This is a genomic window from Streptomyces sp. NPDC026500 (assembly GCF_055567635.1).
The window spans coordinates 1-14,480 of record NZ_JBVHQB010000014.1; the positions used below are offsets into that span (position 1 = coordinate 1).

General features: G+C 72.3%; 10 protein-coding genes. 7 read left to right on the forward strand and 3 right to left on the reverse strand.

Annotated features, from left to right (window positions below; all coding sequences use genetic code 11):
• Positions 1 to 4,989: SDR family NAD(P)-dependent oxidoreductase (locus ACZ4N5_RS24635; protein WP_467759222.1), on the forward strand; the 4,989-nt coding region annotated here is incomplete at its 5' end.
• Between the two features lie 180 nt (positions 4,990 to 5,169).
• On the opposite strand, the gene ACZ4N5_RS24640 is transcribed toward ACZ4N5_RS24635, so the two are convergent.
• The 3 genes from ACZ4N5_RS24640 to ACZ4N5_RS24650 form a co-directional block, all read right to left on the reverse strand.
• Positions 5,170 to 6,135 (reverse strand): ACP S-malonyltransferase, encoded by a 966-nt coding sequence (locus ACZ4N5_RS24640; protein WP_467759223.1) that lies wholly within the window; start codon positions 6,133 to 6,135, stop codon positions 5,170 to 5,172.
• A gap of 143 nt (positions 6,136 to 6,278) precedes the next feature.
• Entirely contained in the window at positions 6,279 to 7,124 is an 846-nt protein-coding gene (locus ACZ4N5_RS24645) for an ABC transporter permease (protein WP_467759224.1), read from the reverse strand.
• Positions 7,121 to 8,113, reverse strand: a complete 993-nt coding sequence (locus tag ACZ4N5_RS24650; protein ID WP_467759225.1) for an ABC transporter ATP-binding protein — start codon at positions 8,111 to 8,113, stop codon at positions 7,121 to 7,123. Before ACZ4N5_RS24650 ends, ACZ4N5_RS24645 begins: the two co-directional genes overlap by 4 nt.
• A 361-nt stretch (positions 8,114 to 8,474) precedes the next feature.
• On the opposite strand from ACZ4N5_RS24650, the gene rfbD reads away from it, so the two are divergent.
• The 6 genes from rfbD (at position 8,475) to ACZ4N5_RS24680 (ending at position 14,435) form a co-directional block, all read left to right on the forward strand.
• A complete protein-coding gene (rfbD, locus tag ACZ4N5_RS24655) occupies positions 8,475 to 9,428 on the forward strand; it encodes a dTDP-4-dehydrorhamnose reductase (protein WP_467759226.1) in 954 nt (317 codons plus the stop codon).
• Positions 9,425 to 10,039: a dTDP-4-dehydrorhamnose 3,5-epimerase gene (gene rfbC / locus ACZ4N5_RS24660; RefSeq protein WP_467759227.1), complete on the forward strand. Its 615-nt coding sequence runs from the start codon at positions 9,425 to 9,427 to the stop codon at positions 10,037 to 10,039. Before rfbD ends, rfbC begins: the two co-directional genes overlap by 4 nt.
• The gene (locus tag ACZ4N5_RS24665) at positions 10,036 to 11,103 is read left to right on the forward strand and encodes a glucose-1-phosphate thymidylyltransferase (RefSeq protein WP_467759228.1); all 1,068 of its coding nucleotides are present in this window, start codon (positions 10,036 to 10,038) and stop codon (positions 11,101 to 11,103) included. The genes rfbC and ACZ4N5_RS24665 overlap by 4 nt, the downstream gene beginning before the upstream one ends.
• Positions 11,100 to 12,086, forward strand: coding sequence for a dTDP-glucose 4,6-dehydratase (gene rfbB / locus ACZ4N5_RS24670; protein WP_467759229.1), 987 nt, complete (start codon positions 11,100 to 11,102; stop codon positions 12,084 to 12,086). The genes ACZ4N5_RS24665 and rfbB overlap by 4 nt, the downstream gene beginning before the upstream one ends.
• On the forward strand, positions 12,083 to 12,727 hold the full coding sequence (locus tag ACZ4N5_RS24675) for a thioesterase II family protein (RefSeq protein ID WP_467759230.1): 645 nt from the start codon (positions 12,083 to 12,085) through the stop codon (positions 12,725 to 12,727). Before rfbB ends, ACZ4N5_RS24675 begins: the two co-directional genes overlap by 4 nt.
• Before the next feature lie 283 nt (positions 12,728 to 13,010).
• Positions 13,011 to 14,435: a class I adenylate-forming enzyme family protein gene (locus ACZ4N5_RS24680; RefSeq protein ID WP_467759231.1), complete on the forward strand. Its 1,425-nt coding sequence runs from the start codon at positions 13,011 to 13,013 to the stop codon at positions 14,433 to 14,435.
• Positions 14,436 to 14,480: the final 45 nt, after the last annotated feature.

Here is a 14,480-nt window from a genome sequence, read left to right on the forward strand (position 1 = left end):
GTGGACTGGGAGGCGGGCGCGGTGCGCCTGTTGACCGAGTCCGTCGCCTGGCCCGAGACCGGCCGGCCCCGCCGCGCGGCCGTCTCCTCCTTCGGCATCAGCGGTACCAACGCCCACACGATCATCGAGCAGCCCCCGTCCGCGTCCGCCCCGGAACCGGTCGGCGACACCACGGGCCCGCTGCCGTACGTGCTGTCGGCGCGGTCGCCCGAGGCACTGCACGCCCACGCCGCCCGGCTGCGGGTGCACCTGGAGCAGAGTCCGGGGGAGCGGACCGTTGACGTGGCCCACACGCTGGCGGTGCACCGTGCAGTGTTCGACCACCGCGCGGTGGTCGTGGCCGGAGACCGCGACCAGCTGGTACGCGGTCTGAACGCGCTGGAGTCCGACGGCACGGCCGCCGGGGTCGTGCGCGGGGAGGCGGATTCCCGAGGCAAACTCGCCTTCCTCTTCACGGGCCAGGGCAGTCAGCGGCTGGGTATGGGGCGTGAGTTGTACGCGTCCCAGCCGGTGTTCGCGGCGGCGCTGGACGCGGTCGCCGAACGGATGATCCTCGAACCGCAGCTGAAGGATGTGCTGTTCGGCGAGGACACCGAGCTGTTGAACCGTACGGAGTTCGCGCAGCCTGCGTTGTTCGCCATCGAGGTGGCGTTGTTCCGGCTGTTCGAGTCGTGGGGTGTGCGGCCGGACTTCGTGTCCGGGCACTCGATCGGTGAGATCGCTGCCGCCCATGTGGCCGGGGTGTTCTCGCTGGAGGACGCCTGCAAGCTCGTGTCGGCCCGTGGTCGGCTGATGCAGGCGCTTCCGGAGGGCGGCGTGATGATCGCGCTCCAGGCGACCGAGGATGAGGTCACGCCGCTGCTGTCGGAGCGGGTGAGCATCGCGGCGATCAACGGGCCGCGGTCCGTCGTCATCGCCGGTGATGCGGAGGAGGTCGAGAGGGTCGCCGGATCGTTCGGCGACCGCAAGTCCAAGCGGCTGACCGTCAGTCACGCCTTCCACTCGCCGCACATGGACGGCATGCTCGACGCCTTCCGCGAGGTCGCGGAGGCCCTGACGTACGAGCTGCCGAAGATATCGGTGATCTCGAATGTGAGCGGTGCTCTCGCTTCGGAGGAGCTGACGCAGCCCGAGTTCTGGGTGCGGCACGTCCGTGAGGCGGTCCGTTTCGCCGACGGCATCCGAGCCCTCGAAGCCGCGGGGGTGAGCACGTACCTCGAACTCGGTCCCGACGGCGTCCTGTCCGCCATGGCCCAGGACTGCATCGAGGGCGGCGACGCCGCTGCCTTCGTCCCCGCCCTGCGCGACGGCCGCGACGAGGCCGAGACCGCCGTCACCGCCCTCGCCCAGGCTCACGCCCACGGCACGCGCGTCGACTGGGCCGCCTACTTCGCCGGTACGGGCGCACACCGCGTGGACCTGCCGACGTACGCCTTCCAGCACGAGCGGTACTGGATCGACGTGCCGGTCGGTGGTGTCGGCGACGTGACCTCGGCCGGGCTCGGCGACGCCGAGCACCCGCTGCTCGGCGCGGCGGTGGAACTGCCGGACGGGGCGGGCACGGTGTTCACCGCGAGACTGTCCCTGGCCGCGCACCCGTGGCTCGCTGACCACGCCGTCGCGGGCACGGTCCTGCTGCCGGGTACGGCCTTCGTGGAGCTGGCGCTGCACGCCGGACGGCGGGTCGGCGCCGATGTACTGGAGGAGCTGACCCTGGAGGCCCCTCTGGTGCTGCCCGAGCAGGGCGCCCGCCAGCTGCGGGTCTCCGTGACCGGGCCGGACGAGGCGGGCCGGCGGGCACTGCACGTGCACTCGCGTCCCGAAGGCGACGCGCGGGCGGACGCGCAGCCGGACGAGCCGTGGACGCGGCACGCCGGTGGCGCGCTGGCCTCGCCGGAACCGGCGGCGCTGCCGGACCGGCTGGAGGCCTGGCCGCCCGCGGGCGCCGAGAAGCTGGACTCGGACGACCTGTACGAGCGGTTCGCGGCTGGTGGGTTCGGCTACGGTCCGGGCTTCCGCAACCTGCGGGCGGCCTGGCGCCACGGCGAGGAGCTGTACGCGGAGCTGGCCCTGGCCGAGGGCTCCGGCGCGGACGCCTTCGGGGTGCACCCGGCGCTGCTGGACGCGGCCCTGCACGGCCTGGCGCTCGGGATCGTTCCGCTCGGCGAGGGGCAGGACGCGGCCGGGCAGGTCCGGCTGCCGTTCTCCTTCAGCGGGGTCGCCCTGCACTCGGTGGGCGCGGACGCGCTGCGGGTGCGGCTGGCTCCGGCCGGTTCGGGGGCGGTGTCCCTGACGGCCTACGACGTGCAGGGCGCACCGGTGCTGGCGGTGGAGTCGCTGCTGCTGCGGGCGCTCGACCCGGCCCGGCTCGGGGCCGCCCAGGCGCCCGCGTACCACGAGTCGCTGTTCCGGCTGGAATGGCCGATCGTGTCCGCCGCGCCCGGGAAGAACGGGCGCTGGGCGGTTGTCGGGGACGACCCGATGGGCCTGGAGGCCGCGTTGCGCGGTGCCGGGCACGCCGTCGACGGGTTCGCCGACGCGGGTGTCCTGGCGGGTGTGGTGGCCTCGGGCAAGCCGGTGCCTGACACCGTGCTGGTGTCGTACGCCCCGTCGGACGGTGGCGATGCGGCGCCGGCCGCGCACGACGCGCTGGCGCTGGTGCGCGACTGGCTCGCCGGGGACGTACCGGAGGACGCCCGGCTGGTCGTGGTGACCCGGGGCGCGGTGGAGGCCCGACCGGGCGAGGGCGTGGCCGACGTGGCCCACGCGGCCGTATGGGGTCTGCTGCGCTCGGCGCAGTCGGAGAACCCGGGCCGGTTCGTGCTGCTGGACCTGGACGCGTCCGCCGCCACCGATCCGGCCGAGGCCCTGACCGCCGCCGCGGCCACGGGCGAACCCCAACTCGCGGTCCGCGACGGCGAGATGCGCGCGGCCCGGCTGGCCCGCGTACCGGCCGGCCGGGAGACGGTCGCGGAGATCGCCCTCGATCCCGAGGGCACGGTCCTCGTCACCGGTGGCACCGGGGCGCTGGGCGGTCTGCTGGCCCGGCATCTCGTCGTCGAACACGGTGTACGGCACCTGCTGTTGACGAGTCGGCGCGGTCCGGCCGCCGAGGGCGTGACCGAACTCGTGGCGGAGTTGCGCGAGTTGGGGGCCGAGGCGACCGTGACGGCGTGCGACGCGGCCGACCGGGACGCGCTGGCTACGCTGCTGACGTCCGTGCCGCCCGCGCACCCGCTGACGGCGGTCGTGCACACGGCCGGTGTGGTCGACGACGGCATGGTGGGTTCGTTGACGCCGGAGCGCCTGGAGAAGGTGCTGCGGCCCAAGGCCGAGGCGGCGCTGCACCTGCACGAGCTGACCCGGGATCAGGATCTTTCGGCGTTCGTGCTGTTCTCCTCGGCGGCGGGCACCCTCGGCAACCCCGGCCAGGCCAACTACGCGGCTGCCAACGCCTACTTGGACGCGCTCGCCCAGCACCGGCGCGCGGCAGGACTGCCCGCCGTCTCGCTGGCCTGGGGCCTGTGGGAGCAGCGCAGCGCCATGACCGGGGAGCTGTCGCAGGCGGACGTGCAGCGCATGGCACGGGCCGGGCTCGCGCCGCTCACCTCGGAGCAGGGACTGGCGCTTTTCGACACCGCCTGCGCGCTGGCCGCGCGCCGCGAACAGCCGGACGCCGGGGCGTTCGTGGCGATGCGCCTGGCCACGGCCCCGCTGCGCGCCCAGGCCGAGGCGGGGGCGCTTCCTCCGGTGCTGTCCGGGCTGGTGCGGGGCGGACCGCGCCGGGCTGCGGCGGGGCGGGCGACTGCCCCGGCGGCCTCGGCCGCCGCGCAGCGACTCGCGGGCCTCGCCGGACTGCCGGAGGCCGAGCAGGAGTGGATGCTGCTCGACGTGGTGCGGGCGGAGGTCGCGGCAGTGCTCGCGTACCCCTCGCCCGAGGCGGTCGGTGCCGACCAGCAGTTCCTGGAGCTGGGCCTGGACTCACTCACCGCCGTCGAGCTGCGCAACCGGCTGAACGCGGCGACCGGGCTGCGACTGCCCGCCACGCTGCTGTTCGACCATCCGACGCCCGTTCTGGCCGCGGCGCGGCTGCGCACCGAACTGAGTGCGGGCGCACCGACGGAGCGGTCCGCCGACGCGGGTGCGGCGGAGGAGTCCGGGGTGTTCGGCGCGATGCTCCAGGAGGCGGGCGCGCAGGGCGCGTCCGGCCAGTTCATGGAGCTGCTGATGCAGGCGTCGCGGTTCCGGCCGTCGTTCTCCTCGGCGGCCGACCTGCGCCGCGCGCCCGCCCTGGTGCGGCTGGCCCGCGGCGGGGAGGGTGTGGAGCGGCCCGGACTGATCTGCTTCTCGTCGATCCTGTCGATCTCGGGCCCGCACCAGTACGCTCGGTTCGCCGCGGCCTTCCGGGGCCGCCGCGACGTGCACGCGCTGAGCGCCCCCGGATTCCTGCACGGCGAGCAGCTGCCGGTGAGTGCGGACGCCGTCGTGGAGGCGCAGGCGGAGGCGGTGCTGAGGCACGCGGACGGCAGGCCGTTCGTGCTGCTGGGCCACTCCTCCGGCGGCATGCTGGCGCACGCGGTCACCTCCCGGTTGGAGGACGCGGGCGTCTTCCCGCAGGCCGTGGTGCTGATCGACATCTACTCGCACGACGACGACGCGATCGTGGGCATCCAACCGGGCCTGTCCGCGGGCATGGACGAGCGGCAGGACAGCTACGTGCCGGTCGACGACGACCGGTTGCTCGCCATGGGCGCGTACTTCCGGCTCTTCGGCGGGTGGAAGCCGACGGCGGTCAAGACGCCGACCCTGCTCCTACGGGCCGGCGAGCCGTTCTTCGACTGGCGTCGGGGCTCGGACGGTGACTGGCGCTCGTACTGGGATCTCGACCACACGGCGGCCGACGTACCGGGGAACCACTTCACGATGATGGAGGAGCACGCGGGGGAGACGGCCGGGGCGGTCGAGTCCTGGCTCGACGCCCCCCGCTGAGGACCCGAAGGGCGGCACCGCCGGCACCCTGCCGGCGGTGCCGCCCTTTCCGCCCTTCGCCGGGCGCCGCCCTTACACCCCCACGCCCCCGCACGGGGTGCCGGGAGTGCGGTCCGGGGCCCGCGTACGACTGAGGCCCGGCCGGGAGGAAGAACCTCCCGGCCGGGCCCCGGTGCGTGGTCAGGGCGCGGTGCGACGCCCCGGCCGCTGCCGCTCCCGCTTCTTGGGCAGCCCCACGGTCCGCACGGTGAACGAGGAACGCGTCAGGTCGAGCCGGTGAAACAGGTTGTCCGGCCCGGTCACGCACACGGTGCCCACGTCCAGCCCCGTGAGGGTCTCCACGACACTGGGCCAGTTGATCGGCCGGTCGAACGTGTCCAACATCATCGAGCGCAGCTCCGCCGCCGTCCGCACCACGCTTCCGTCGTGGTCGGAGACCACGGGAAGGGCCGGGTCGGCCAGTTCGTACAGGGTGAAGACCTCGTCCTCCGCTTTGCGCCGCAGCGCGGAGAACGAGGCCGCGTGCACCGGCGGGCGCATCGAGTACATGGAGTACCCGCCGGCCGCGCTGATGCGCGCCTTGAAACCGTCGAGGTCCTGCTCGCGCACGGACACCATGTGGAAGGCGTCGTCGAGCCGGCCGGAGAGGTCGTACCAGGCGCCGCGCGCGTCGAAGTCGGCGAGGATCTCCGCCAGGCGCTCCTGCGGGGTGCGCACGAAGGAGTGGGTGACCACGTCCGGATGGGAGGTGGCGAAGAACTCCTCCTCACAGCGGGCCAGTTCGGCCGTGAGCCGGACGACGTCGGCGAAGGACAGCGCGCCGGACCAGGCCGCCGCGGCCTTCTGGCCGAAACTGGGGCCGGTGATCACGGTGGGGGAGAGGCCGAGTTCGGCGACGGCCCGGTCGGCCATCGCCATCGAGTTGACCAGGAAGACGATCTGCGAGTGGACGGAGTAGTCCTCCTCGGAGTCACGGAAGCGGTCGAAGACCGAGTGTCCGAGGGCCTCGTCGGCCTGGGCGAGCCGTTCGCGGGCGTACGGGTCGAGCAGGAGGAACTTGCCGACCTCCGCGAAGGCCGAGGGGCCCATGCCGGGGAACACGATCGCGGTCCCGGTCCGGGCCGGTGCGACGGTGTGGGTCATCATGCTGGAACGCCTCTGCTGGTAGGGGTGGTTCGTCGAGGAGGAGCGGTCGGGGACGGGCGCGGCCCCGTGTCCGGACCGGCGGGCACCGGTCCGGACACGGGGCCGGGTAGGGGGAGAGACGGGGGTTCTGCGCCCCCGCGGGATCAGTCCTGCGCCCTGCGGTGGAAGCCCTTGATGCCGATGAGGCCGAAGATCATGACGGCCCCGCCGAGCGCGGTGAGGTCGATCCAGAGCGGGATGGACTCGGGGCCGCCCGGCGGCAGCAGCAGGGCGCGGATGCCCTCGCTGACGTACGTGAGGGGGTTGAGCGTGCACAGCACCTGGAACCAGGGGATCCCGGCGAGCCCGTGCCAGGGGAACTGGGCACAGCCGGTGAACATCAGCGGGGTGAGGGTCACCGCGAAGATGACGCTGATGTGCCGGGGCGGGGCGAGCGTGCCGATGGTCAGGCCGACGGTGCTGCCGGCCAGTGCGCCCATCAGCAGCACGCCGAGAGTGGCGGCGAACTTGTCCATGGGCCAGGAGACGTCGTCCAGAATGAGGAATCCGACCGGGATCATCACCAGCGAGGCGATGACGCCGCGCAGCGCGCCGAAGATCAGTTTCTCCACGGCCACCAGGCTGGTGGGGATGGGCGCGAGCAGCCGGTCCTCGATCTCCTTGGTCCAGGAGAAGTCGATGACCAGCGGCAGGGCGGTGTTCTGCAGACTGACCAGGAAGCTGTTGAGGGCCACCACGCCGGGCAGCAGGACCTGGTTGAAGCCGCTGACGTAACCGAGTTCGCCCAGCACCTTGCCGAAGACGAACAGGATGAAGAACGGCTCGACGAGCACCTGCGCGAGGAAGGGGCCCAGTTCACGGCCGGTGACGAAGACGTCCCGCCACAGGATGAAGAAGAAGGTGCGGGCGGCGGTGCGCACGTCGGTACGGGCCGGTCGCAGGGCGGCGGGGAAGTCCCGGACCGGGTCGGGGGCGGTGGTGGCCGTCATCGCAGCTCCCGACCGGTCAGTTCGATGAAGACGTCCTCCAGGGTGGCAGTGCCCATGCTGATGTCCTTGATGTCGCAACTCGCTTCCGTGAGGGCCGAGATGGCGCCCGGCAGCACCGCGCCGGACGGCGCGTCGCTGTAGAGGCGGAGCCGTACGATGGCGCCGGCGTCCTGGCCGGCGGGCTCCTGGTCCTCCTGGTGCACCACTTCGACCCGGTCCACCGCGGGCAGCTTCCCCAGCAGCCGGACGACTTCCTCGTGGCCGGCGCGGGCGGGTTGCACGGTGAGCCCGACCGCCGTGGCGCTCAGGCTCTTCATCAGGGCCTCGGGCGTGTCCAGGGCGAGCAGCTTGCCGCGGTCCACGATGCCGACCCGGTCGCAGAGCTTCGCGGCCTCGTCCATGTCGTGGGTGGTCAGCACCGTGGTGACGCCCCGCGAGCTGAGTTCGGCGACCCGCTCGTGGATGAACAGCCGCGCCTGAGGGTCGAGTCCGGTGGCCGGCTCGTCCAGGAAGAGGACCTGGGGGCGGTGCATCAACGCCCGGGCGATCATCACCCGTTGGGCCTGGCCGCCGGAGAGCTCGTCGCCGCGCGCATCGCGCCGTTGGGCCAGCCCCACCCAGTCCAGGCACTCGTCGGCGAGCCGGCGCCGCTCGGCCCGGCCCATGCCGTGGTAGCCGGCGTGGAAGAGCAGGTTCTGGCGGAGTGTCAGGGAACGGTCGAGGTTGTTGCGCTGCGGCACGACGGCGAACGCCCGCCGGGCGCGGGCGGGTTGGGCCACCACGTCCACGCCCTGCACATACGCGCGCCCCGCCGTGGGGGCGACGCGGGTGGTGAGGACGCCGATCGTGGTGGTCTTGCCGGCGCCGTTGGGGCCGAGGAATCCGAAGACCTCTCCCCGGCGGACGGAGAAGCTCAAGCCGTCCACCGCCGGTCGGTCGCGGTCCCGGTACTTCTTGACCAGTCCGTCGACCACGACGGCAGAATCCATGGGTGGTTGAGAATTCATTTACGCCTGCGAATCGCGCGGGACGCGTAAACGAGGGGTCCGGGCTCTCGCGCAAGAATGTCGCGCCACCGGCCGCACGTCGAGCGCCGACTGAATGGGACACAGAAGTGGTGCTGCCCCTGTCTAGCACTCGGATCCGGGCAGCGGACCGGCTTTCCCCGTGCGTAGGGGTCGTTCGGCCGGGCTAGGGGGAATGAGGGGGAATCGGGGCCGGATGGGGTCGGCGGAAATCACCACCCCTATTCGTCGATCTACCGGTGATTGACTGTTGCGATCCCTCGAAAATGCCTCCTAGCATCGCTGCGTGATCACGCCGAATTACTCTTTGCAAAACGAAGTGTCGGTGGGGCGGACGGACACGGTGGTGGGCGAGGACCCGGCCGCGTTGCGATGGATGGTGATCGGCGCGACCGGCATGCTCGGCGGCGAGGTCGTCGCCCGGCTCAACGCCCGCGGCGTCGACCCCATGACGAGCGGGCGGGCCGAGTTGGACCTGACCGACCCGGCGGCCGTCGCCGACGCGGTCGCCGGGGCCCTGGCCGACGTGGTCGTCAACTGCGCCGCCTGGACGGCCGTCGACCTCGCCGAGACCGAGGAGGCCGCGGCCCTCGCCGTCAACGGCACCGGCACGGACCACCTGGCCCGCGCCTGCGCCGCCACCGGCAGCAGACTGCTGCACGTCTCCACCGACTACGTCTTTTCCGGTACCCGGGCGGAACTCGGCCGCCCCTACGCCGAGGACGCCCGCCCGGCCCCGCGCACCTCCTACGGGCGCACCAAGCTCGCGGGCGAACGCGCCGTGGCGCGGCACCTGCCGCGTACCGGCGCCGTTGTGCGCACCGCCTGGCTCTACGGGCGCGAGCGGGGCGGCTTCGCGCACACCATGGCCGGCCTGGCCCGAGAGCCGGGACGCACCGTCGACGTCGTCGACGACCAGCACGGGCAGCCCAGTTGGGCGCCCGACGTGGCCGACCGGCTGATCGCCCTGGGCACGCTGCCCGCCGACCGCGCCCACGGTGTCTTCCACGCCACCGGCGCCGGCAGCACCACCTGGTACGAGCTGGCCCGGGAGGTCTTCCGGGTCACCGGCCACGACCCCGACCGGGTGCGTCCCGTCGACAGCTCCCGGCTGGACCGGCCCGCCGTGCGGCCCGCCTGGAGCGTGTTGGGCCACGACCGGTGGGCCGCGGTCGGCCTGCCCCCGATGCGGCCCTGGCGCACCGCGCTGGCCGACGCCTTTGCGGACGCGGTCCCTGCCGCGCCCGACCCCCGGACCCGAAAGGCTGTGGAAACGTGAAACCCCTGTCGCTGGAGGGCGCGTGGCTGTACGAGCCGCACCTCCACGAGGACGAACGCGGCACGTTCCTGGAAGCCTTCCGGAGCGAGACGTTCGAGAGGGCCACCGGACGCCGCCTGGAGCTGGCGCAGGTCAACTGCTCCACCTCCCGCCGGGGCGTGATACGCGGCGTGCACTTCGCGGACATGCCCCCCGGGCAGGCCAAGTACGTCAGCTGCGTGCGTGGCGCCGTCCTCGACGTGGTCGTGGACCTGCGCGTCGGCTCGCCCACCTACCGCCAATGGGAGAGCGTCCTCCTGGACGACCGGGACCGCCGTTCGGTCTTCCTCTCCGAGGGCCTCGGCCACGCCTTCCAGGCCCTCACCGACGACGCCACCGTCGTCTACCTGACCACCTCGGGCTACGACCCCGCCCGCGAGCACGGCGTCCACCCGCTCGACCCGGAGCTGGGCATCGTCTGGGCGCCCGGCACCGCCCCGGTGCTCTCCCCCAAGGACGACCGGGCGCCCGGCATCGCCGAGGCCGAGGCCGCCGGTCTGCTGCCGCGCCACGAGAACTGCGTACGCCAGCCGTCCTCGTCGGCCGCACCCCTCAGCGAGGAGACGCCGTGAAGGCACTCGTCCTGTCGGGAGGCTCCGGCACCCGCCTGCGCCCCCTGACCCACACCACGGCCAAGCAGCTCGTGCCGGTCGCCAACAAGCCCATCCTCTATTACGTGTTGGAGGGGATCGCCGAAGCCGGCGTCACCGACGTGGGCATCATCGTCGGCGACACCGCGGAGGAGATCCGGGCCGCCGTCGGTGACGGCTCCCGCTTCGGCATCAGCGTCACCTACATCCCCCAGCACCAGCCGCTCGGCCTGGCGCACGCGGTGCGCGTGGCCCGCGACTGGCTGGGCGACGACGACTTCGTGATGTACCTCGGCGACAACTTCCTGCTCGGCGGGATCAGCGAACAGCTGGAGGATTTCCGCACCCGCAGGCCCGCCGCGCAGATCATGCTCACGCGGGTCCCCGACCCCTCCGCGTTCGGCGTCGTCACCCTCGACGAAGAGGGCCTCGTCACGGGCCTGGAGGAGAAGCCGAAGTTTCCCAAGAGCGACCTGGCCCTCGTCGGCGTGTACTTCTTCACCCCCGCCGTGCACGACGCGGTCGGCGCCATCCGCCCCTCCGCGCGCGGCGAGCTGGAGATCACGGACGCCCTCCAGTGGCTGCTCGACCAAGGCCTGGAAGTCACCTCCTCCACCGTCCACGGCTACTGGAAGGACACCGGCAACGCCACCGACATGCTGGAGGTCAACCGCTCGGTGCTCGACTCACTGACCGCCGTCTGCGCCGGCACCGTCGACGAGGCCAGCGACATCGTCGGCCGGGTCGTGGTGGAGGAGGGCGCGGTCGTCACCCGCTCCCGCATCGTCGGCCCGGCCGTGATCGGCCGCGGCACCCGCGTCGAGGGCTCGTACATCGGTCCGTTCACCTCCGTCGCGGAGGACTGCCTGGTGGCCGACAGCGAGATCGAGTACTCCATCGTGCTGGCCGGCACGGCCATCGAGGGCGTGCGCCGCATCGCTGCCTCCGTGATAGGTCGGCATGTGCAGGTCACCCCCGCGCCCCGTACGCCCCAGGCCCACCGACTCATCCTCGGCGACCACAGCAAGGTGCAGATCCGCTCATGAACATCCTCATCACGGGGGCGGCCGGGTTCATCGGCTCCCACCTGACGCGCACCGTCCTCGGCCCCGACAAGCCGCTGGGCGACGACGTCCGCGTCACCGTCCTGGACGCCCTCACCTACGCCGGCGACCGCGCCAACCTGGCCGCCGTCGAGGACGAGCCCGGCTTCTCCTTCGTGCACGGCGACATCACCGACACCGCCCTGGTGGACCGGCTGGTGGCCGAGCACGACGCCGTCGTGCACCTGGCCGCCGAGTCCCACGTGGACCGCTCCATAGCCCACGCCGACGCCTTCGTGCGCACCAACGTGCTCGGCACCCAAACGCTGCTGGAGGCCGCGCTGCGCCACGGCACCGGCCCCTTCGTCCACGTCTCCACCGACGAGGTGTACGGCTCGGTGCCCACCGGCTCCTCCAAGGAGACCGACCCGCTCGCCCCCAACTCCCCGTACTCCGCCTCCAAGGCCGCGAGCGACCTGCTCGCGCTGTCCTACCACCGCACCCACGGCCTGGACGTGCGCGTCACCCGCTGCTCCAACAACTACGGGCCGCACCAGTACCCGGAGAAGATCATCCCGCTGTTCGTCACCCGACTGCTCGCCGGTGGCACCGTCCCGCTGTACGGCGACGGGGAGAACGTACGCGACTGGCTGCATGTGGACGACCACTGCCAAGGGCTGCTCGCCGTCCTCACCGGTGGCCGGGCGGGGGAGACGTACAACATCGGCGGCGGCTCCGAGTTGACCAACAAGGAGCTGACCGGGCTGCTGCTGGAGGCCTGCGGCGCGGGCTGGGAGCGGGTGGAGCACGTCACCGACCGCAAGGGCCACGACCGGCGCTACTCGGTGGACTGGACCAAGATCAGTGACGAGCTGGGCTACCGGCCCCGCCACGACTTCACCGAGGGTCTCGCCGAGACCGTCGCCTGGTACAGAGCCCACCGCCCGCCGCTGACCGCGCCCGAGGCGGAGTTCCGGGGCGCATGACACCCGAGTGCACCGAGCACTCCACCAGGGAGGTCACCCCGGACGCCGTCACCCTGATCCAGATCCGGCAACCCGCGGTCCCCAGCACGTACCGCATGATCTGCTTCCCCAGCCAGCGCAATTCCTCCGTCTGCTACCTCGCCATGTCGGAACTGCTGCTGCCCACCGTGGAGTTGCTCATCATCCAGTACCCCGCGGGCACCACGGAGGAGGAACAGGAAGACGGCGACCGCGCACGACTGGTGGACAAGATCTTCGAGTCGATCCGCGGCTGGGCCGACCGTCCGCTGGCCCTCTTCGGCCACCGGCTCGGCGCCGAGCTCGCCTACGCCGTCGCCCGCCGCCTGGAGCAGGAGGAGCACGCCGTCCCGCTGACCCTGTTCGTCTCCGGGTGCACCGGACCGGCCAACCGCGGCAGCATCGGCCCACCGGCCCTCACCTGCCGGGTGGTCGCGCTCGCCGGGCACCACGACAACCGTGCCCCGCTCACCGGGATCCGGGCCTGGCGCCGGTGCACGGCCGGCCGATTCGACCTCGAGGTGTTCCCCGCGCCGCGCGGCTACCTCGACTCCTACCGCCGCGAGGTCGTCAACCTCGTGCACGACCAGCTCATCTCGCTGCACGGGACCGAACCGGACTGAAACGCAGGGGTGTTGAGGACTCCGATCGCCCCCTGATCGGCCCCGGAGGGGACGCCGACAGGGGGCGACAGGGGCGGGACTGGGGTACCCGCGCCCACCCCGACTGAATAGCGTGCCGTGCGGAGACCCGCGTCAACCGGGCGGGACCGACCGGTCTCCCCGTCTCTCGTGAAGTTCGCGATTCCGCGATTCACCCACCGGACCAGCCGGACCCGCCTCGGCACGGCGCATCGCGCGCCGCCTCCGGTCCCGTCCGGTCCAGAGGAAGGACAGTGTGCGACCGATGACCGCGAAGATCTTCGCAGCCGACTCGGTGCGGCCCGTTGCCGAGTTCGAGCAGGACGCCCTGCGCGTCGCCGATGTGATCCGCGACCGCGGTGTCGGCCTCGGCGACCGGGTCATGCTCAAGGCGGGCAACTCGGCGAACTACGTATGCGTGCTCTACGCGCTGATGCACGTCGGCGCCTCGATCGTCCTTGTCGACCAGCAGGAGCACAAGGAGGAGACCCGCCGCATCGCCCTGCGCACCGGCGTCAAGGTCACCCTGGTGGACGACGAGACCCCCGTCGACCAGGACGCCGACCCCATCCACCTGTACGAGCTGATGGTGGACGCGGCCGACCGCGTACCCCTCGACACCGAGCTGTCGTTCGACGCCTGGGGCGAGTTGCCCGACGGGCTCATCATGTGGACCTCCGGCTCCACCGGCTCCCCCAAGGGCGTGGTGAAGTCCGGCGCCAAGTTCCTCACCAACCTGCGGCGCAACGCCGCCCAGGTCGGCCACCGGCCCGACGACGTGCTGCTGCCGCTGCTGCCCTTCGCCCACCAGTACGGGCTGTCGATGGTGCTCATCGCCCAACTCACCCGCTGCTCCCTGGTGATCGCCCCCTACCGCCGGCTGGACCGGGCGCTGCGCATGGCCCGCGACGCCGGCACCACCGTCGTCGACGCCACCCCTTCCAGCTACCGCAGCATCCTGGGCATGGCCACCCGACAGGCCGGGCTGCGCGAGCACCTGGCCGGGGTGCGCATGTTCTGCGTCGGCGCGGCCCCGCTCGACGCGCCGCTGGTCGAGGGCTACGTCAAGGAGTACGGGCTGCCGCTGCTGGACAGCTACGGTTCCACCGAGCTGGGCAACATCTCCTTCGCCACCCTGGAGAACCCGGTCGCCTGTGGCAGGGCCATGGACGGCATCCGGCTGCGCATCGTCGACGAGGACGGCCGTGAACTGCCCGCCGGGCAGCCCGGCGAGATCGAGGTGGACACCCCCGACGCGCTGGAGGGCCAGATCGCCGACGACGGCACCGTGGTGCCCGCGCCGACCGGCTGGCAGCCCACCGGCGACCTCGGCCACCTCGACGCGGAGGGCAACCTCCACGTGCTGGGCCGCAAGTTCGCCGTGCACCGCATGGGCTACACGCTCTACCCTGAGCTGATCGAGCGCAAGGTGGCCGGCGAGGGCTGCTCCACCCGCATCGTGCCGGTGGACGACGAACTCCTCGGTTCTCGGCTGGTGTTCTTCGTCGAGGACGACGAGCAGCGGGACGCCGCCCACTGGCGGGAGCGGCTGTGCGCGGTGCTGCCCTCCTTCGAGCAGCCCAACAAGGTCGTGGTGCTGGAGCAGTTCCCGCTCAACCGCAACGGCAAGCCCGACAAGAAGGCCCTGGCCCGCATGGCTGCCGAAGAACAGCGCTTCCCGACAGCGTAGTCGGCGACTCCGAGCTCCAGGGACGGGAAATTCCGCGCAACGGAC